The 20,052-nt window shown below is 39.3% G+C and carries 13 protein-coding genes and 2 tRNA genes; 10 read left to right on the top strand and 5 right to left on the bottom strand.

Annotation, left to right across the window (positions count from 1 at the left end; translation table 11 throughout):
* The first annotated feature begins 153 nt into the window (after window positions 1-153).
* The 5 genes from ACIQXP_RS24720 to ACIQXP_RS24740 all read left to right on the top strand — a co-directional run bounded on the left by ACIQXP_RS24720 (window position 154) and on the right by ACIQXP_RS24740 (window position 9,654).
* Window positions 154-1,194: a 2Fe-2S iron-sulfur cluster-binding protein gene (locus ACIQXP_RS24720; RefSeq protein ID WP_387508629.1), complete on the top strand. Its 1,041-nt coding sequence runs from the start codon at window positions 154-156 to the stop codon at window positions 1,192-1,194.
* Between the two features lie 1,002 nt (window positions 1,195-2,196).
* On the top strand, window positions 2,197-5,115 hold the full coding sequence (gene uvrA, locus ACIQXP_RS24725) for an excinuclease ABC subunit UvrA (RefSeq protein WP_387508627.1): 2,919 nt from the start codon (window positions 2,197-2,199) through the stop codon (window positions 5,113-5,115).
* 198 nt (window positions 5,116-5,313) lie between these two features.
* On the top strand, window positions 5,314-6,081 hold the full coding sequence (locus tag ACIQXP_RS24730; protein WP_293743717.1) for a TatD family hydrolase: 768 nt from the start codon (window positions 5,314-5,316) through the stop codon (window positions 6,079-6,081).
* A gap of 501 nt (window positions 6,082-6,582) precedes the next feature.
* On the top strand, window positions 6,583-7,602 hold the full coding sequence (locus tag ACIQXP_RS24735) for an asparaginase (protein WP_387508625.1): 1,020 nt from the start codon (window positions 6,583-6,585) through the stop codon (window positions 7,600-7,602).
* Between the two features lie 639 nt (window positions 7,603-8,241).
* Window positions 8,242-9,654: an MBL fold metallo-hydrolase gene (locus ACIQXP_RS24740; RefSeq protein WP_387508621.1), complete on the top strand. Its 1,413-nt coding sequence runs from the start codon at window positions 8,242-8,244 to the stop codon at window positions 9,652-9,654.
* A gap of 141 nt (window positions 9,655-9,795) precedes the next feature.
* Here ACIQXP_RS24740 and ACIQXP_RS24745 read toward each other — a convergent pair whose 3' ends face one another.
* The 4 genes from ACIQXP_RS24745 to ileS all read right to left on the bottom strand — a co-directional run bounded on the left by ACIQXP_RS24745 (window position 9,796) and on the right by ileS (window position 15,029).
* On the bottom strand, window positions 9,796-10,320 hold the full coding sequence (locus tag ACIQXP_RS24745) for a DUF4269 domain-containing protein (RefSeq protein WP_387508619.1): 525 nt from the start codon (window positions 10,318-10,320) through the stop codon (window positions 9,796-9,798).
* A gap of 292 nt (window positions 10,321-10,612) precedes the next feature.
* A complete protein-coding gene (locus ACIQXP_RS24750) occupies window positions 10,613-11,215 on the bottom strand; it encodes a lipoprotein signal peptidase (protein WP_387508617.1) in 603 nt (200 codons plus the stop codon).
* Window positions 11,215-11,598, bottom strand: coding sequence for a TraR/DksA family transcriptional regulator (locus ACIQXP_RS24755; protein WP_090984197.1), 384 nt, complete (start codon window positions 11,596-11,598; stop codon window positions 11,215-11,217). Before ACIQXP_RS24755 ends, ACIQXP_RS24750 begins: the two co-directional genes overlap by 1 nt.
* Before the next feature lie 29 nt (window positions 11,599-11,627).
* Window positions 11,628-15,029, bottom strand: a complete 3,402-nt coding sequence (gene ileS, locus ACIQXP_RS24760; RefSeq protein WP_387508614.1) for an isoleucine--tRNA ligase — start codon at window positions 15,027-15,029, stop codon at window positions 11,628-11,630.
* A gap of 84 nt (window positions 15,030-15,113) precedes the next feature.
* Here ileS and ACIQXP_RS24765 point away from each other — a divergent pair, with 84 nt between their 5' ends.
* Together ACIQXP_RS24765 and ACIQXP_RS24770 are read left to right on the top strand one after the other, a co-directional pair.
* Window positions 15,114-15,302 carry a hypothetical protein gene (locus ACIQXP_RS24765; protein WP_090984193.1) on the top strand — a complete coding sequence of 63 codons (189 nt, stop codon included), beginning with the start codon at window positions 15,114-15,116 and terminating at the stop codon, window positions 15,300-15,302.
* Window positions 15,299-15,571, top strand: coding sequence for an isoleucyl-tRNA synthetase (locus tag ACIQXP_RS24770; protein WP_387508612.1), 273 nt, complete (start codon window positions 15,299-15,301; stop codon window positions 15,569-15,571). Before ACIQXP_RS24765 ends, ACIQXP_RS24770 begins: the two co-directional genes overlap by 4 nt.
* Before the next feature lie 817 nt (window positions 15,572-16,388).
* Here the strand turns inward: ACIQXP_RS24770 and ACIQXP_RS24775 are convergent.
* The gene (locus ACIQXP_RS24775; protein ID WP_387508610.1) at window positions 16,389-18,740 is read right to left on the bottom strand and encodes an efflux RND transporter permease subunit; all 2,352 of its coding nucleotides are present in this window, start codon (window positions 18,738-18,740) and stop codon (window positions 16,389-16,391) included.
* 119 nt (window positions 18,741-18,859) lie between these two features.
* Here ACIQXP_RS24775 and recO point away from each other — a divergent pair, with 119 nt between their 5' ends.
* The 3 genes from recO (at window position 18,860) to ACIQXP_RS24790 (ending at window position 19,888) form a co-directional block, all read left to right on the top strand.
* A complete protein-coding gene (gene recO, locus ACIQXP_RS24780) occupies window positions 18,860-19,585 on the top strand; it encodes a DNA repair protein RecO (protein ID WP_387508608.1) in 726 nt (241 codons plus the stop codon).
* 96 nt (window positions 19,586-19,681) lie between these two features.
* Window positions 19,682-19,756, top strand: a tRNA-Val gene (locus ACIQXP_RS24785).
* 57 nt (window positions 19,757-19,813) lie between these two features.
* Window positions 19,814-19,888 (top strand) — tRNA-Val (locus ACIQXP_RS24790).
* Window positions 19,889-20,052: the final 164 nt, after the last annotated feature.

Raw genomic sequence — 20,052 nt, forward strand, 5'->3', positions numbered from 1 at the left:
AACCCTAAACCCTAAACCCTAAACCCTAAACCCTAAACCCTAAACCCTAAACCCTAAACCCTAAACCCTAAACCCTAAACCCTAAACCCTAAACCAGATCATTGAATTTACGCAACCGCTTTTCGCTTTACGCTCAAAACCTTTTCTTTGCATATGTTCAAACTGCGGATCAATAAAATCATCAATCAACCCGGCGATAATATTACTTTTCAATTTGAAGAGCTGGATGAATATCCTGCATATTTACCGGGACAATTTTTATCATTGGTTTTTCAGGGAAAACACCGTGAGTTAAGAAGATCATATTCTTTTAACAGTTCGCCTGATGTTGATGAGCCTTTGGCTATCACGGTGAAGAGGGTAGAAAATGGGGAAATTTCCAGGTTTTTACATCATAAAACTGCTGTAAGTGATATTCTTTTGACACAAGAGCCGCAAGGCCTGTTCAGTTATATTGCAGATGAAAATCTGGAACGCGATCTTTTCCTTTTTGCTGCAGGTGTTGGAATTACCCCATTATTTTCCATTTTGAAAACGGCATTGGTACGGGAGCAAAAATCGTCGGTTACACTGATTTACAGTAATCGATCGAAAGAGGAAACTTTGTTTTATGAAGAATTGTTCGAATGGCAACAGAAATATCCCGAAAGATTAAAGATTATCTGGATTTTCAGTAATAGCAAAAACTTAATGACGGCCAGGCTAAATAAATTTTATATCGAAAAACTAATTAAAGAGCATTTACATTTCGATCGGGACCAAGTGCTGTTTTACACTTGCGGGCCAGTAATTTATATGGATTTATGCCGTATCACTTTATTAGGTTTAGGATTCGATATTAAACAGATTAAAAGAGAAACTTTTGTTTTGCCGGAGGATGAAGTTGATGAAGATGACAGCTCTGAAAAAATAGTCGATAAAAATACCTATTCTGTTGTTTTAAACTTTGAAGGCGAAACCTATCATCTCGACGTGCCCTGGCCAAAAAGAATTCTGGATGTTGCGCTTGAAAATAAGATCAAATTACCCTACAGCTGCCGTGGGGGTGTATGTAGCACCTGTGTAGCCAATTGTACCAAGGGTGGTGTAAGGATGGATTATAATGAAGTGCTGACGGATGATGAATTGGAAAGGGGAAGGGTGTTGGTTTGTACTGGGCACCCTACAGAGAATGGGACGACGATAGAGTGGTAGAAATTGAGTGTATTGCTTACATTATTATTGAATATAATGCCGATAGCAGTGTGTCAAATTTTTAAAATACTCTTTAAAATCAATCCTCAGATAAATTCATTTCTGTAACCTTTTATGATGAAGCCCCCGAAGATCGAAGTTACATAACTGCTATATGACATTCATCACGACAATAATATAGCAACTAGTCGGCGAAGATTAACTTATCCAATAATTGTAGGAATTAATTAATTTCCAGCAGTTATTTATTTTTTTGAAAACATAGGTTCCGCCCTGGCCTCCAAGCATGCAATTGCAATCTTGTGTGATTTTAATTAAGACAGTTTTCTTGTCGGCAGAAACTACAGGAAAGGATATCCGATACACGAAATCGTAATCTTGATTACAGTTTTTGACAATTTGGGTGGAGTGAAATGATTTAGTTCTGTTGAATAATATTTTATTTTGTTTTTCTCAATCTGATAAAAACTTTGGGTAAGCTTTTGACAGTAGACAGCGACTTGATCTATAAGTGAAAAAGAACTACAGTTGTTCTCAAATATTTCAATCTTATCATACGAAGAGCAAATTTTGTTCCAGCCGAATTTATTGTCCCTTTCGATTTCGTTTATAATTTTATATCTGTCTTGGTTTGAAACATGTGCATACATGTAATAAGCACCTATGATTGTTGAAAGAAATATTATAGATCTAAATGGTTTTGATTTTAACATTTTAGATGAACTTATGTTTTTTCAGGATGCGATAGGTTAATAGAATCCATAAAACCTCACTTGTTTAATAAAAAAAATTATCTCTTTTATTTGTATAAATGTAAAACAGATGTGTTATTGGTCGTGTTTGTAGCATGTGATTTTTGCAGAAATCAATACTGATATTATGACAATTAATCCTTAATACAGCTTGGTTATAACTTTCTTTTTGATAAAATTTTTAGCATTTTTGCAGATTGAAATCTGGTCGTTTTTAAGCCCGGGTTTTGACTCCAACTTTAAATAAAATATGAGCAATAAATCTGTCGACCTCGGTGAGCAAAAGGATGTAGAAGTATACGGTGCGAGGGTACATAATTTAAAGAATATAGACGTTAGCTTTCCGCGAAATGAACTTGTGGTGATTACAGGCTTAAGTGGCAGCGGTAAATCTTCCCTTGCTTTTGATACCATTTACGCTGAAGGCCAGCGCCGGTACATGGAAACATTCAGTGCCTACAGCCGTCAGTTCATGGGCGGTATGGAGCGTCCGGATGTAGACAAAGTTTCGGGTTTAAGTCCGGTTATTGCCATTGAGCAGAAAACCACCAGTAAGAACCCCCGCTCTACCGTAGGTACCATCACCGAAATTTACGATTTTATGCGTTTGCTTTATGCGCGTGTGGCTGATGCCTATTCGTACAATACGGGTGAGAAAATGGAGCGGATGAGTGAAGACCAGATCCTACAGAATATCTTTAATAAATTTGATGGTTTAGCGGTAAATATACTGGCACCTGTGGTTAAAGGTAGGAAAGGACACTACCGTGAACTTTTTGAGCAGATCCGTAAGCAGGGTTATATTAAGGTGCGTGTAGATGGGGAGATTAAGGATATTGCCGCTAAAATGCAGGTAGACCGTTATAAAATCCATGATATTGAAGTGGTGATTGACCGTTTAATTGTTGATATAAAAGATAAAAAACGTCTGCTCGATTCCTTGCAAACCGCAATGAAAATGGGTAAAGGAGTGATCAAAATAAGCGATAAGGATAATAATGTAGCGCATTTTAGTAAATTTTTAATGTGTCCAACCACAGGTATTTCTTACGATGAACCTCAACCAAATAGTTTTTCGTTCAATTCGCCTTATGGCGCCTGTGAGCGTTGCGATGGTTTAGGATATATTTTCGTGGTTGATAAGGAATCGGTTATCCCTAATCCTAAATTGAGCATTTTAAATGGGGGTTTAGCACCCTTGGGTGAATACCGCGATATCTGGATGTTTCAGGTGTTAAAAGCGTTGGCTAAAAAATACAGTTTCTCGCTTTCTACGCCAATTGAAAAATTAAGCGACGAAGTCATCAATATTATTTTAAACGGTTCACCGGATCTGATCAAAGTTGAGGTAGAATACAACAAGTGGAACGTTCAGAATTATAACATCACGTTTGATGGGATAATTAAAATGCTTGAGGAGCAGAACGAAAAAAGAAGCGAATCTGCGGCGGACGATATGGATGAGTTCAGGAAACTGAAAACTTGTCCGGAGTGTCATGGTGCCCGTTTAAAAAAGGAAAGCCTGCATTTTAAAGTGGATGGCAAAAACATTTTCGAGCTCTCTTCAATGGATATCAACAACCTCAACCAATGGTTCGAAAAAGTTGATGAGCGCTTGTCTGACCGCCAGAATATTATTGCCAAAGAAATTTTAAAGGAGATTAAAGCCAGAATTGGTTTTTTAACTGACGTAGGGCTAACCTATTTAACTTTAGATCGTACAGCGCGTACACTGTCCGGTGGTGAGGCACAACGTATCCGCTTAGCTACCCAGATCGGTTCGCAGTTAATGAATGTGATGTACATTCTCGACGAACCAAGTATTGGTTTGCACCAGCGTGATAACGAACGTTTGATCAATGCATTGAAGAACCTCCGGGATTTAGGAAATACTGTTTTGGTTGTAGAGCACGATAAGGATATGATCCTGGAAGCTGATTGGGTAATTGACGTTGGTCCTGGTGCAGGTATTCACGGTGGAACCGTGGTTGCAGAGGGAACCGCCGCACAGATCCTTAAATCCAACACTTTAACCGCTGATTACCTGAACGGTAAAAGAAGTATTGAAGTGCCAAAAGTCCGTAGAAAAGGCAATGGGCATAAATTATCGCTCATTAAAGCTGTCGGACATAATTTAAAGGAGGTTTCTGTAGATTTTCCTTTGGGTAAATTTATTGCTGTAACCGGTGTTTCGGGCAGTGGAAAATCGAGTTTAATCACCGAAACATTATATCCGATTTTAAATCATCATTTCTTTAGGGCCAAAAAAACACCTTTGCCTTACGAAAAGATCAATGGCTTAAAAGAAATTGATAAGGTAATTGAAATTGATCAGGCACCGATTGGCAGAACCCCACGCTCAAATCCATCAACCTACACCGGTGTTTTCTCTGACATCAGGAATTTGTTTGTGCAGTTGCCAGAAGCTAAAATCCGTGGCTATAAACCAGGCCGTTTTTCTTTCAACGTAAAGGGTGGTCGGTGCGAAACCTGTCAGGGAGCAGGTTTAAAGGTAATCGAAATGAACTTTTTACCGGATGTACAGGTACCATGCGAAGAGTGTGGTGGAAGAAGATACAACAGGGAAACTTTGGAGGTGCGTTTCCGTGGAAAATCCATCAGTGATGTGTTGGACATGAGTATCGAAGATGCCTGTACGTTCTTTGAAAATATTCCAATCATTTATAGAAAAATCAAAACCTTAAAGGATGTAGGTTTGGGTTATATCACTTTGGGTCAATCGTCGGTTACTTTATCAGGAGGAGAGGCACAGCGCGTTAAACTGGCAACAGAACTTTCTAAAAAGGATACCGGAAAAACGTTCTACATTTTAGATGAACCTACAACCGGACTACACTTTGAAGACATTAATGTGCTTCTGGGTGTTTTGCAGGAGCTGGTTGATAAGGGAAATACGGTTTTGGTGATCGAACATAATTTAGATGTAGTTAAGGTGGCAGATTGGGTAATTGATTTAGGCGAAGAAGGTGGTGCCGGCGGTGGAAGAATTTTGTTTGAAGGTACGCCGGAAGGCCTAATCCAAAACCCGATTAGTTTAACCGGTAAATTTTTGAAAAAGGAAATGGAGTATAATCCCCAGTCCCAAGTCGGAAGTCAGGAGTCTAAAGTCAAAACTCCGAAGAAAAGTAAAGCGCAAAAGAAAAAGTAGTCCGAGTTCGGAGGTCAGAAAAACCGAAGTTTTAAAAATACTTGTCATCCTGAGCCTGCCAAAGGGCTTACTTAAATTAGTCGTAAAGTGTTTCGACAGGCTCAACATGACATCTCGAACTGAAATTGACTTCTAAAATACATTTAATAAACTCCTAACCCATCATCCATTTTACATTTCCCATTATACATTATAAACATGCTTCTTACCGATACCCATACCCATTTATATTACGAACAAGATTCAGAGAAACAGGCGCAGCTAATGGAGCGTTGTTTTGAAAACAATGTGAACCGTTTATTTTTGCCGAATGTTGATGCGAAATCGATTGCGATGATTGATGACCTGGTAGCAAAATATCCCGATAACTGCTTTGCGATGGCCGGCCTGCATCCATGTGATGTAAAAGAAGATTTCCTGGCCTTGTTGGATGAAATATATAACAGTATTGCAGAGCGGAAAATTTACGCCATAGGCGAAATCGGGATTGATTTATATTGGGACAAATCTACCCTGGCCATTCAGCAGGATGCATTCCGTAAACAGATAGGCTGGGCAAAAAGCTTAGGATTGCCGATTGTGATTCATTGCAGAGAAGCTTTTGAAGAGGTTTTTGAAGTGTTGGAAAGTGAAAGAGATGAGAAATTGCGTGGCATATTCCATTGTTTCACCGGAAATTTGGCGCAGGCAAAACAGGCTATTGATTTAAACTTTTATTTAGGCATTGGTGGTGTGGTTACCTATAAAAAAGCAGGTTTGGATGCCGTGATTGCTGATATTCCATTGGCTCATCTCGTTTTGGAGACCGATTCTCCTTATCTGGCACCAGTTCCTTTCCGTGGTAAACCCAATGAAAGCAGTTACCTGATTTATATCGCGCAAAAACTAGCCGATATTTATGGCGTTTCCATTGAAGAGATTGCAGCGGTAACGACTCAAAATTCGAAAAATATTTTTGGAGTTTAATTAATTCGTCATTGCGAGAAGGCTTTTTCAGTCGACGAAGCAATCTATTTAGTGGGTTTAATCCTCATCTGTCTACAGCGTTCGGAACGCTGGAAATACTAAATGGAACAGAAGCTCTGACTCGTTGTGATTATTGCGTTCGATCAATTTCATTTCCAGGCCGTAGAGACGCCGCGCTTAACCCGACGGACAGGATTGTGAACAGATTGCAGCGGTAACAACTCAAAATTGGAATGAGATTTTTGGAGTTTAGGTTTAGTTGAGAGTCCCTAATCAAGGTTAAACTTGCCATCATTTCGATTGAAGCGCAGCGTAATGAAATAGATCGGTTCTCAAGATGATGTCGTCCTCGAATAATAAATTATGTAATTACTTACGCTAAAATTATAAAATTGATAATTTTATAGCCTTAATATTGTTATTTATTGCTAATTTAAAAATATAGCCGGATCATTTCTAAATTTTTAGTTTCTTTGTGATGAGCAACCTTCACTAAACCAAATGACCAAAATACTTATTATCTATACCGGTGGCACCATTGGTATGGTTAACGACCCTACAAACGGAATGTTGGTTCCGTTTGATTTCGAGCAGATCAAAGAAAACGTTCCAGAACTGAGCCGTTTGGATTATCATTTAGATGTACATTCCTTTAACCCGGTTTTGGATTCATCAAATATGGATCCTGAAATATGGAAAATGCTTGCAGAACTGGTTTATCACAAATATGATCAGTATGACGGCTTTGTGATCCTGCACGGATCAGATACCATGGCCTTTACTGCTTCTGCACTAAGTTTTATGCTTGAGAATCTGGATAAACCTGTTGTTTTGACCGGGTCTCAGCTGCCAATTGGCGAAATCAGGACCGATGCGAAAGAGAACCTGATTACTGCTTTAGAGATTGCCGCAACTAAAGAAGATGGCAAAGCACTGTTTCCTGAAGTTTGTATTTATTTTGATGCACAATTATTCAGGGGCAACCGTTCTATAAAATACAATAGCGAAAAATTTGAGGCTTTCCGATCACCTAATTACCCTGTACTGGCAGAGGCTGGGGTACATTTGCAGTTTCACAGAAATTATATTTTAAAAGCTACAGGCGGCAAGTTAAAACTGCATACCAATTTTAATGCTAACATTGGCGTGTTGAAATTATACCCTGGAATTACACCACAAGCGGTTCAGGCGATTACCGATTCTAAAGTAGATGCCATTATTTTAGAAACTTTTGGTTCAGGCAATACCTCTACTGCACGATGGTTTTTAGATAGTTTGCGACAGGCCATTTTAAACGGGAAAATTATTATTGATATTTCCCAATGTAAAAAAGGCTCTGTGCAGTTAGGTCGCTACGAAACCAGCAGGGAATTATTGAAAATGGGCATAGTAAGTGGTTACGATTTAACTTTTGAGGCTACGGTTACCAAACTGATGTTTGTAATGGGCCTGGGCTTAACGGTAGAAGAAAGCCGTAAACTGATGGATGAATCATTAAGAGGGGAGCTGACAAAGGATTAAATGCTAGCCGGGATGTGTAATCCCGTCTCTTGAACTAACGATTTTAAATCTTTAAAACTAGTAAGGTCGAGATTGCAAATCTCGACCAACGAAGTGAATCGTTGCGGGAATAGCTGACGAAGGATTAATGTTTCCAGCTTTTATAACATTTTTCTAAGGAAATGAGTTTCCGCTCTTTTGGAGGTTTTCGTTCCCTCACGCTTCTGCCGATGAAGAATCGGCATCTCGGTTCGATCCCTTAGGTTTGAGACAAAGGATAAGTGCAATTGACTAAATTTACCCAAGTGCAGTATTTGACGTGATGTAAGGTACAGGCCATTCGGTTATAAACCTGACAGCAGCGGCAGCTCCCGATTTTTTTATCGGGACTAAAGCGAATGGCAGGGCTTTACTGGCCATAAACAACAAAACGTTCGTTTTCAAAAAAAACGATTAAGATTTAGCATTACTAAATTTAATATCCAGATAAGCTGTATCACGCACCAAAATAAGTAAAACTTCTGCAATTATGAGCAACATCATTTCGGTTATCACTATTTAGCCCTATTTTTGCTATCCAAGGATATATGGCGAAAGGTTTAAAGCGAAAAGTTAATTTAATCTTGATACCCACATCTCCATACTTGATACTTATTAAACATGAAAATAGAACAAATATATACAGGTTGCCTGGCAGAAGCCGCTTATTACATTGAGAGTGAAGGCGAAGCTGCAATAATAGATCCTTTAAGAGAAGTTGCAACATATCTAAAGAAAGCAGAAAAAGCGGGCGCTACCATTAAATATATTTTCGAAACGCATTTTCATGCAGATTTTGTTTCTGGTCATGTAGATTTGGCCGAAAAATCGGGTGCTGAAATTATTTACGGGCCAACTGCAAAAACCGAATTTAAAGCGCATATTGCAAAAGATGGTGAGCAGTTTAAAATCGGTAACCTAACCATTACTGCGTTACACACACCAGGGCATACCTTAGAATCGACCACTTATCTTTTAGCTGATGAAAACGGTAAAGACCATTGCATTTTTAGTGGCGATACCCTTTTTATTGGTGATGTCGGCCGTCCGGATTTAGCACAGAAAGGTAATTTAACAATGAATGATTTAGCCGGGATGCTTTACGATTCGTTAAATGAGAAAATAAAGCCACTAGCTGATGATGTAATTGTTTATCCTGCCCATGGTGCCGGTTCGGCCTGTGGCAAGAGCATGAGTAAAGAAACCTTTGATACTTTAGGTCACCAGAAACAAGTAAATTACGCCTTAAAGGCCGAAACGAAAGAACAGTTCATTGCCGAAGTAACGGACGGTATTTTGCCTCCACCACAATATTTTGCTAAAAATGCTGCCATTAATAAAGGCGGAGTAGAAAGTATTGATGATATTTACGAAAAGGGATTGAAAGCACTAACTCCCCAACAATTCGAGGATCTGGCGAATCAAACGGGTGCTGTTATGCTGGATACACGTGATCCGCAGGTTTTTGCAAAAGGCTTTATTCCAAATTCGATCAATATCGGTTTAAACGGACAGTTTGCGCCCTGGGTTGGGGCGTTGATTAGCGATTTACAACAGCCGATTTTATTGATTACCGGCCAGGGGAAAGAGCAGGAAACGATTACACGTTTAACCAGGGTTGGTTATGACAATACGATTGGATATCTGGATGGAAGTTTCGAAAGATGGATAGATGCGGGAAAAGAAATAGATACGATTGAAACAATTTCTGCAGATGCTTTTGAAGCGGCAGCCTCAAATGGTGAAATTACTGCACTTGATGTACGTAAGCCAGGTGAGTATGAAGCCGAACACCTGGAATTTACGCTGAGCCGTCCGTTGGATTTTATTAACGACTGGACTGGCGAGATCGATCCTAAAGCTACCTATTACATTCACTGTGCGGGTGGTTACCGTTCGATGATTGCTGCTTCCATTTTAAAGTCGCGTGGAGTAGAAAATGTGATAGATGTGGCGGGTGGTTATGGTGAAATAAAAAATACCGGTTTAAAAAGAACAGATTTCAGCTGTCCGAGTAAAGCAATGAAGGTGTAATAGCGGCAAGATCGTTATTTTAAGCGTAACGTACTTAGTCTATAATACTTATGCCCAAATGGTATTCGTTTGATAACTATCCAATTGGGATGATTTTATATTGATGTTTTTGTAATATCAATTACCTCTATATATCATGTTTTATTCTTTAAAATCTAATTTCAGCAATTCCTCATAAGCATTTTTCTCAATTCCCAGTAATTTGGCAAAGGCTGGTTCGGTTTTATAGCCTTGTTTTTTTAGGGCTCTAATCTCCTGCCTGAATTCCTCTCCTTTTTCCAGAAGTAATCGATATTCAATTAACATATGGCGATAGGCATTTTGCTTTATTGTTGGTATGGGCTGACCAAAAATTTCAACTTCAAAACCACCCAAAAAGAAACTGACATTGATGGATTGCAAGGTCGGGTTTTCAATGATTCTAAAACCTTTTTCGTTTTGGAAATGATTGGTCAATAATTTGGTAAACGTGGTTTTATCCTTGATATAACAGATGATGTCAAGATCACTGCTTTCAATGTCTATATTAATGGGTATGGTGCCGACCAAAACAGGTTGATATGGAGCAAGTTTTTCTAAAATTTTATTATCGGTTAAAATTTGATAGGCTGTCTTTTGCTTCTCATTTCCAAATTGTAGATAAGAGATGTTAAGAAAGTTGATCATTTGAATCGAATTATTGTCAAGTTAATAACCATAAATTTAACGAATCTTAGAGTGGTTAACGCTACCCGTAAAGTTAAACCCAGTGTGTCTACGGATTATTGAATGGATTTGAGTTGTTAACTCAGCAAAAAGTGAGTCGGACATTCTTTGCCATGCTTTAATCAGTACAACCCTTCTGAACGCTACATGTGGATAGGAACCCGTTCCTCTCGCGATGATGGATCTTCATAAAAAAGCCCGCCTCAATGGTTGAGACAGGCTTCAAATTATCTTAATTTTATCCGTTGGAATATTAATCTTCAACAATTTCACTGTTTAAGCTTACATCATCCTTTACATCTTCTTTAAAGTAGCTTTTCTGAAAGATCAGGATCAAGATTACCCCAACTGAAATTGCAGCGTCTGCAAGGTTAAAAACGGGTCTGAAGAAAACAAATTCTTCCCCTCCCCAAATTGGAAACCAGGTAGGGAAATGACCTTCGGCAATCGGGAAGTAGAACATATCAACCACACGGCCATGAAACCAGGTTTCATATCCATAAATCTTGCCATAAAAAACTGAATCGATAATGTTTCCTAGGGCGCCGGAAAAAATCAAAGCGACGTTTAGAATTAAACCGCGGTGATATTTATGCTTGATCAGGTAGTGCAGGCCATAACCAATTCCTGCTACAGCAGCAATACGGAAAAGCGATAAGGCTAGTTTACCAAATTCACCCCCGAACTCCATTCCAAAGGCCATTCCATTATTCTCGGTAAAATGAATAATAAACCATTTACCAATAATATTGAATTCGTCTCCAAGGCTCATGTGAGTTTTAACCCAGGTTTTTACCAGCTGGTCGGCCAGTAAAACCAAAAAGATTACAATTAAAGGTTTTGTATAGCCTTTCATTAACTCTGCTTTAATTTAGCTTCCATGCTTAAAGTAGCATGAGGAACAGCACGTAAACGTTCTTTTTGGATTAATTTACCCGTTTCGCGGCAAATACCATAAGTTTTGTTCTCGATACGCACTAACGCGTTCTCCAGGTTATCGATAAATTTTTTCTGACGGGCAGCCAATTGATTGATCTGCTCTTTCTCCATTGTTGCAGAACCGTCTTCTAACGTTTTGTAGGCGCCTGAAGTATCTTCTGTTCCATTGGCGTTAGGATTACTTAAAGATGCCGTTAAAGCATTAAGTTCCTCTTTTGCCATGCGTAATTTATCTTGAATTAATTCTTTAAACTCCTGTAATTCACTGTCTGAGTAGCGTGTTTTGTTGCTGTTTTCCATGTTCTTTTCTAATTTTCTAATATATGGATTTATATTTTAGTTACTGAAATGCTTAACTCAACATCATCAATCACGATTTTGTTTGCATTATTTACAGCATCTGTTAATTCAAATTCATCGGCCAGTATTTCGGCACAAATGTAATCCTTGTTTTTAGCAACTGCGCTGGCTACCAGGTTATCATTTTGTAATGAAACTTTAATCCTGTCAGTTACTTCAAAGTTTAATTCTTTTCGTAAGTTCTGGATTCTGTTAACCAATTCGCGCGAAATACCTTCCTGTTTAAGTGCTTCAGAAATGGTTACATCCAAAGCAACGGTTAAGCTGCCTATATTGGTTACCTGCCATCCCGGAATATCTTCAGCAAAAACCTCAACATCATCATTCAGGTCAATGGCATGTTGAATGTTGTTGGTGCCGAAAACGTTGATGTAGCCATCAACTTCCAGACGTTGGATATCATCCTGCGTCATGTTCTCTAAAGCTTCTTTTACGATACTCATATCCTTACCCACTTTTTTACCCAGAGATTTAAAGTTTGGTTTCAGCTTTTTCTTTACGATGCCATGTGTATCGGTGATGAACTGGATATGTTTCACATTCGTTTCAGAAAGAATATAATCGGCTACTTTTGAGATTTTTTGTTCGAAATCGCCATTTAAAGATGGGATTAAGATTTTCTCCAACGGCTGGCGAACATTAATACCTGATTTTTTACGCAACGATAAAACCATCGAAGAGATATCCTGCGCATAAACCATTCTTTCATTCAGCGCATTATCTGTTAAACCCGGATTAGCTTCTTTCCATAAAGTTAAGTGAACCGATTCTTCAGCATGGGCATCGGTAACGGTTAAGTTTCTGTATAACCAATCGGCAAAGAAAGGCGCTACAGGACTCATTAACTGGGCCAGGGTTTCTAAACAGGTGTAAAGTGTTTCGTAAGCAGCGCGTTTATCATCAGTCATTTCGCCCTTCCAGAAACGACGGCGGCTTAACCTGATGTACCAGTTACTTAAGTGTTCGTCAACAAAAGTCTGGATGGCACGGGTAGCCTTGGTTGGCTCATAAGTATTGTAGCTCTCATCAACTTCGCTGATCAGGTTTTGTAATAACGACAAGATCCAGCGGTCTAATTCGGTACGGTCTTCAACTTTGCTTAAGTTGTTTTTGTCGATCCCGAATTTATCGATATTGGCATACAGGGCAAAAAAAGCGTAAGTATTGTAAAGTGTTCCAAAGAATTTACGGCGTACTTCGTCCAAACCTTCCAAACTAAATTTAAGGTTATCCCATGGAGATGCATTGCTGATCATGTACCAGCGGGTAGCATCGGCACTGTAAGTTTCGATGGTGCTGAACGGATCAACGGCATTGCCCAGGCGTTTAGACATTTTGTTGCCGTTTTTATCCAATACCAAACCGTTTGAAACAACATTTTTAAAGGCTACCCCGGGGTTGCCCACTTTTGCATTTACCGCTTTAATTTCATCGCTGGCTTCGCTTAACATCACCGCAATGGCATGTAAGGTAAAGAACCATCCTCTAGTTTGGTCTACACCTTCTGCGATAAAATCAGCCGCATAGGCATTTTCAAACTCTTCCTTGTTCTCAAAAGGGAAGTGCCATTGCGCATAAGGCATGGCGCCGCTATCAAACCAAACGTCGATCAGGTCAGTTTCGCGGGTCATTTTTTCGCCTTTTGATGAAGTTAAAATCACATCATCAACATAAGGACGGTGCATATCTTTCAGTTCGAAACCTGCCGGCATAAAGCCAGCTTCTATCGATTTTGCAATCTCGGCGTTTAAATCAGCGATAGAACCGATACATTTTTCTTCTGTTCCATCAGCTGTGCGCCAGATTGGCAATGGTGTTCCCCAATAACGTGAACGCGATAAGTTCCAGTCGACGAGGTTTTCCAGCCAGTTACCGAAACGGCCTGTTCCGGTCGATTCAGGTTTCCAGTTGATTCCTTTGTTCAATTCCACCATTTTATCCTTAACGGCAGTAGTTTTGATAAACCAGCTGTCTAATGGATAGTATAAAACCGGTTTATCCGTTCTCCAGCAATGTGGATAGGTGTGCACGTATTTCTCAACCTTAAAGGCTTTATTCTCTTCTTTTAACTGGATGGCGATTTCTACGTCAACTGATTTTTCAGGCGCTTCACCATCTTTATAATATTCGTTTTTAACGTATTTGCCACCATAGTTTCCGCCTAATGATGCAATAAATTTACCTTGCAGATCAACCAGTGGAACGGCATTGCCTTTTTCATCCAAAACGAGCATTGGCGGTACTTCAGGTGTAGCCAGTTTAGCTACCCGGGCATCATCCGCACCAAATGTAGGTGCAGTGTGTACGATACCGGTACCATCTTCGGTAGTTACGAAGTCGCCGGAAATTACCCTGAAAGCATTTTCAGGATTTTGGTAGGGCAGAGCATAAGGCAATAACTGTTCGTATTTAATCCCTACCAAATCTGCACCTACAAATTCTGCTAAAACCGTATATGGTATTTTTTTATCTTCAGCTTTATAGTTTGCAAAAGCGTCGTCGCTTTCTGCTAATATGTATTTTCCGGCAAATTGTTTGCCAACCAAAGCCTTCGCCAGTACCACCTGAATTGGCTCGAAAGTATATTGATTAAAAGTTTTAACCAGTACATAATCGATCTTCGGTCCTACGGTTAATGCCGTGTTGCTTGGCAATGTCCATGGAGTGGTTGTCCAGGCTAAAAAGTGAACCGTACCAAAACCTTTTAATGCTTCAGGTAAAGTAGACTCGATAGTTTTAAACTGCGCCACAATAGTGGTATCGCTTACATCCTTGTAAGTGCCTGGCTGGTTCAGTTCGTGCGAACTTAAACCTGTACCCGCCGCAGGCGAATAAGGTTGAACGGTATAACCTTTATATAAAAAACCTTTGTCGTAAAGCTGTTTTAAGATCCACCAAAGGGTTTCGATGTATTCATTTTCGTAGGTGATGTATGGATTTTCAAGATCAACCCAGTAGCCCATTTTCTCGGTCAGGTCGTTCCAAACATCCGTGTAACGCATTACCTCGGTACGGCAGGCTTCGTTATATTCATCTACACTGATTTTTTTACCGATATCTTCTTTGGTAATGCCCAGTTTTTTCTCCACAGCCAGTTCAATCGGAAGACCATGTGTGTCCCAACCACCTTTACGCTTAACCTGATAACCTTTTAAAGTTTTATAGCGGCAAAAAATATCCTTAATTGCGCGCGCCATTACATGGTGAATCCCAGGCATGCCATTGGCAGAGGGTGGGCCTTCGTAAAAAGTAAACGGATTAGATTTAGGACGCGAAGAAATGCTTTTTTCAAAGATGTTTTCTTTTTTCCAGAAATCTAATATTTCCTGCCCTATTTTGGCAAGTTCCAGTTGTTTAAATTCGCTATACATCAATCAAGTACCTCAAAAAATTAAAGGTTGCAAAGTTAACAGAATTGGCTGAATTTTGGTAGTTTTGATGTAAATACTTTTAACGTGAAATTATTTAATATCGGGCTTACCTTAATGATTGTTGCGGTAATTGTTTTGCCAATTATTGTGGTAGTAAGCCCTTCTGACCGGGATTTTGTGCTTTATGCTTTTTATTTCTGCGGCCTGCTCGAACTTATTGGACTTATTTTTGTTTTAGTTCATATGGTAACACTAAAAAGAAAGACCCGATGATTAAGCTATTAAAATTGCAGAAGGCCGTTCTTGTAATTGCTGCAGGGCTGCTTTCTTTTATTGCTTATAAAATTTTAGATGCTAATGAGGTAAAAGGAAGCATCTATTTTCAAATGCTGGCGGGTGTACTCGTTATGATTGGTGCACTTTGGCTGCTTTACCCGATTTTATTCGCCAAAAGAGATAAAGATGGCAATGCCGAAATCATTACAGATCCGACTGTTGAGGTTCCGGTTGATGAAGAGGAGGAAAAACCTGCAACAGAATAATCAACAGACCTAGAAGGGTTTTGAAACCTTATAGCGCAAAAAGAATCCGTTTGAACTTACGTGTTCTTAAATGTCTTATATGGTTTAAAAAGGCTTTTAGGAAAGCAAGACCCGCATTTCATTTTAACGTTCGTCCTGCTGTCCGCTTTAGCCCTCATGCTTTGGGGCTGCCGCTGCCATCGGGTTTAGATAACTTGTGCCTGGGTAAAAATCGACATCTCGACCGAAGCACAGCGTAGTGGAGAGATCTTTGAATTGGACAATTAGGTTGAAAACTCTCCCAATTATCGAACTCAACGACGTGTCTTGTGCTGTCCGATAGGTGTTTGCGTTTCTATGTCCTGTGATCGAAAGGTTTTAGAAAAGCAAGGTCTGCATTTCATTTTAATGTTCGTCCTGCTGTTCGCTGTAGCCCTCATGCTTCGGGGCTGTCGCTGCCATCAGGTTTAGATAACTTGTGCCTGGGTAGAAATCGTCATCTCGACCGAAGCACAGCGTAGTGGAGAGATCTTTGAATTGGACAATTAGGTTGAAAACTCTCCCAATTATCGAACTCAACGACGTGTTTTGTGCTGTGCGATAGGTGTTCGCGTTTTTATGTCCTGTGATCGAAAGATTTTAGAAAAGCAAGGTCTGCATTTCATTTTAATGTTCGTCCTGCTGTTCGCTGTAGCCCTCATGCTTCGGGGCTGCCGCTGCCATCAGGTTTAGATAACCTGCGCCTGAGCATAAATACTACTCGACTGAAGCAAAGCGTAGTGCCTGCCGTGCAGGCTGGGAGAGGTCTTTGGATTAGATTATTAAATTACAAAATCTTCTAATGATCAAACTCACCAGCGTTTTTCGCAGATTCCTCGTCAGAAACCACCTTTCTTACTTTCTTTTTATCTAGCCACAATACCAGTGCTGGCAATAAAGTTAAGTTGAAAATTAAGGCTACCAATAAAGTTATCGATAAAAGTAAACCCAGCACCACCGTACCCCCGAAGGTAGAAGCCGTAAAAATTCCGAAGCCGAAGAATAAGATCAAGGCAATGTGTGTCATACTTACGCCTGTTTCAGTAATGGTATCCGTTATCACTTTTGGCACGCTAAAGTTGGTCAGGTTTAATTCCTGCTGATAACGGGTAAGAAAATAAATCGTCTGATCGGATGCCAGACCAAAAGCTATGGTAAAAATTAAAATGGTTGATGGTTTTAACGAAATGCCGAAATAACCCATAATCCCTGCGGTAATAATTAAAGGAACAATGTTCGGAAGCAGTGAAATAAACATAATGCCCAGGCTCTTAAACTGTGCCAGCCTTAAAAGCGATATTAGCACAATGGCAAGTGCAATACTCTCGACCAAATGCTTTAACATATAATCCGTACCTTTCGAAAAGATAATACTTGATCCGGTCAATTCGACATCAAATTTAGATGGAGGTAAAATGCTGTCGATACGAGGTTTTAATTCGGCCATAATGTCGTCTAAACGTTTCGAACCTACATCAGCCATCTGGAAGCTGATCCGTGTGCTCTGATTTCCTTTACTGATAAAGTTAGTTAACAGACTGGCGTTTCCTTTACCACCGTTGGCGATATATGCTAAAATAAAATTCTTTTCTAAATTATCCGGTAAACGGAAAAAAGTTGAATCGTTATTGTAAAAAGCCTGTGTAGCATATTTCAAGCCCATGTTTACTGAAATAGAGCGCGAAAACTCCGGATAAGCGGAAATCATTTTTTCCAGTTTTTCCATTCTTTTAAGGTTGGTTAAATTGAAAACGCCATTCTTTTTCTTGGTATCCACACTTACTTCCAAAGGTAAAATACCCTCAAAATTTTTCTCAAAAAACTTAAGATCAGTTAAAATTTCAGAGTTTTTAGGCAGGTCATCAACCACATATCCGTTAACGTTGATTTTCATCACTCCGATAAAAGCAATAATTGATATGACAATCGTTCCGATATAGATCAATCCGCTTTTATTTTGAACAAGTGTATCAGTTTTAACCAATAGTTTATGTAAAAAACCTTCTTCAACGTAGTTTTGTGCTTTAAGTTTTGGTGCAGGTAAATAGCTAAAGATAATTGGGATTAAACACAGGCACATTAACCAGGTAACCATCACATTGATAGAGGCTACACTGCCAAATTGCATCAGTAGTTCACTTCCGGTAAAATACAATACACCAAATCCGATAGCCGCGGTAATGTTGGCAATCAGTGTAGTAATGGCAATCCGTTCAATGGTAATGCTTAACGCTTTTTGCTTATCTCCATGTTTACGCAGCTCATTCTGATATTTGTTTAGCAATAAAATACTGTTTGGAATGCCGATAATTACGATCAGAGGCGGAATCAGTCCGGTTAAAATGGTTAATTCAAAACCAAATAAAACCAGTGTGCCAATACTCCAGATTACACCCATCACCACAACTAGGATAGGGAAGAATACGGCGTAGAATTTTTTGAAGAAAATTAGTAGAATTAAAGCTGAAACCAGGATCGATAAGCCCAGGAACAATACAAATTCGTTACTCACCAGTTTGCTTACCGCCGTGCGGATATAAGGTAAGCCCGATATATGAACCTTGATTTTTGTTGCTGTTTGAAAAGCTTTTGCCTTCGCCTCAATCTCTTTTAAAATGGGGTTACGTTCTGCTGTATTTAAGATTTTAGTATCAAAAGTGATAGCCATTAATGTGGCATTCTGACGATTATAAACCAGTCCTTCAAAAAAAGGATTACTGTAAATGGCATTTTTGATGGAATCCATCTCTGCATCCGTTTTCACAAGGCCACCGGGCAATGGTTTCAATACAAATTTCTGGTTCACAGTATCTTTTTCCAGTTGGAAAATTCTTCCTGAAGATAAAACCTGTTTAATGCCTTTTAATTTTTGTATATCGTTAGAAAGCTGAATCCATTGGTTGTACACTTCTTTTTTGAAAATATCAGGGGATTGTATCCCCACCACCATCACACTTCCGTCTTCTCCGAAAGTTTTTTTAAAGGCATTGTATTTAATAAAAGCGCTATCGGTAACAGGCAGGATTTTACTCCCGGTATAAGAGAGCTTTACATTTTTGGCCTGATAAGCCATAAAAATTGTCCCTAACACGAAAAATACGATGATTGCGATACGATTCTGAAGAATAAATCTCGATAGCTTAACCCACATGTGTAGCTTAGTTTTAATAATATTAAAGGCAAAACTAATCTTATTTATAAAATGGGATTAGTTTTCGCACAATTAAATTTGCACAAATAACATACTTTTGAAAAAATTGTTTTAAGCGGATGTTGCACAAGGTTAGGGGCATTGTTTTAAAGACTACAAACTACAGTGAAAGCAGTGTAGTAGTGCAGGTGCTGACCGATAAATTTGGTATGCAGTCTTACCTGATCAATGGTGTTAAAAAACCAAAAGCAAAGATTAAAATGAATATGCTGCAATCGCTCCATTTGTTGGATATGGTGGTTTATCATAAAGCAAATACCAATATGCAAAGGGTTGCTGAAATCAGGCAAACGCCGGTTTTTAGAAGTATTCCATATGATATGATAAAAACCAGTATTGTTATTTTTTTAAATGAGGTACTCTATAAAAGTATCAGGCAGCAATCGGCTGATGAAAGTTTATTCGACTACATTTTCAATTCGATCGCTTGGTTTGACGAGGTGGAAGAAATCAATCCTAATTTTCATCTATCGTTTTTATTAAAACTTACGAGGTTTTTAGGTTTTTCTCCTAACGGAAAAAGAAGGAACGACCAGATTTACTTTGATCTGCAGGAAGGAGAATTTACTTCACGGTTGCCGCTTCACTCCAACTACCTTCTGTTAGATGATGCAATTGCGTTCATTTCATTGTTTAATTCGCCACTCGAAAAAATTTCTGAAGTAAAGTTAAGCAATGCCCAGCGGCGCTTTTTGTTAGATAAGATATTGGTTTTCTACACCTTACATACAGCCTCTTTTGGAGTGGTACAATCACATAAAATCCTCGAAACTTTATTAAGTTGAAAAAAAAGAAAAAAAGATTTGCAGAACAGTTTTATAGCGCTATATTTGCATTCCCAAACGGAGAGTGGGGCATTAAAGTTTGACAAAATTATCAAAGGGAAATTAGCTCAGCTGGTTCAGAGCACCTCGTTTACACCGAGGGGGTCGGGGGTTCGAACCCCTCATTTCCCACTAAGCCTTTCAGTATACTGGAAGGCTTTTTTATCAAACTTTAACATACACCCAAAAGGGAAATTAGCTCAGCTGGTTCAGAGCACCTCGTTTACACCGAGGGGGTCGGGGGTTCGAACCCCTCATTTCCCACTAAGCCTTTCAGGAAACTGGAAGGCTTTTTTTATGCCTGTCATTCTGAACGCAGTGAAGAATCTTTCATTTGGTGCGCCGGGCATGGCAATCGACTATAGGGTTAGAGTCCCGAACACGCTCTGCAGTAGGAAGTGCTAGCCAGAGACAAGGGTGTCGCGGGT

Source organism: Pedobacter suwonensis (genome assembly GCF_044762335.1).
Classification (GTDB): Bacteria; Bacteroidota; Bacteroidia; order Sphingobacteriales; family Sphingobacteriaceae; genus Pedobacter.

Excerpts from the sequence above, each read along its gene's own strand:
- ACIQXP_RS24720 (WP_387508629.1), top strand. The coding sequence starts at position 154 with ATGTTCAAACTGCGGATCAATAAAATCATCAATCAACCCGGCGATAAT.
- uvrA (WP_387508627.1), top strand. The coding sequence starts at position 2,197 with ATGAGCAATAAATCTGTCGACCTCGGTGAGCAAAAGGATGTAGAAGTA.
- ACIQXP_RS24730 (WP_293743717.1), top strand. The coding sequence starts at position 5,314 with ATGCTTCTTACCGATACCCATACCCATTTATATTACGAACAAGATTCA.
- ACIQXP_RS24735 (WP_387508625.1), top strand. The coding sequence starts at position 6,583 with ATGACCAAAATACTTATTATCTATACCGGTGGCACCATTGGTATGGTT.
- ACIQXP_RS24740 (WP_387508621.1), top strand. The coding sequence starts at position 8,242 with ATGAAAATAGAACAAATATATACAGGTTGCCTGGCAGAAGCCGCTTAT.
- ACIQXP_RS24745 (WP_387508619.1), bottom strand. The coding sequence starts at position 10,320 with ATGATCAACTTTCTTAACATCTCTTATCTACAATTTGGAAATGAGAAG.
- ACIQXP_RS24750 (WP_387508617.1), bottom strand. The coding sequence starts at position 11,215 with ATGAAAGGCTATACAAAACCTTTAATTGTAATCTTTTTGGTTTTACTG.
- ACIQXP_RS24755 (WP_090984197.1), bottom strand. The coding sequence starts at position 11,598 with ATGGAAAACAGCAACAAAACACGCTACTCAGACAGTGAATTACAGGAG.
- ileS (WP_387508614.1), bottom strand. The coding sequence starts at position 15,029 with ATGTATAGCGAATTTAAACAACTGGAACTTGCCAAAATAGGGCAGGAA.
- ACIQXP_RS24770 (WP_387508612.1), top strand. The coding sequence starts at position 15,299 with ATGATTAAGCTATTAAAATTGCAGAAGGCCGTTCTTGTAATTGCTGCA.
- ACIQXP_RS24775 (WP_387508610.1), bottom strand. The coding sequence starts at position 18,740 with ATGTGGGTTAAGCTATCGAGATTTATTCTTCAGAATCGTATCGCAATC.
- recO (WP_387508608.1), top strand. The coding sequence starts at position 18,860 with ATGTTGCACAAGGTTAGGGGCATTGTTTTAAAGACTACAAACTACAGT.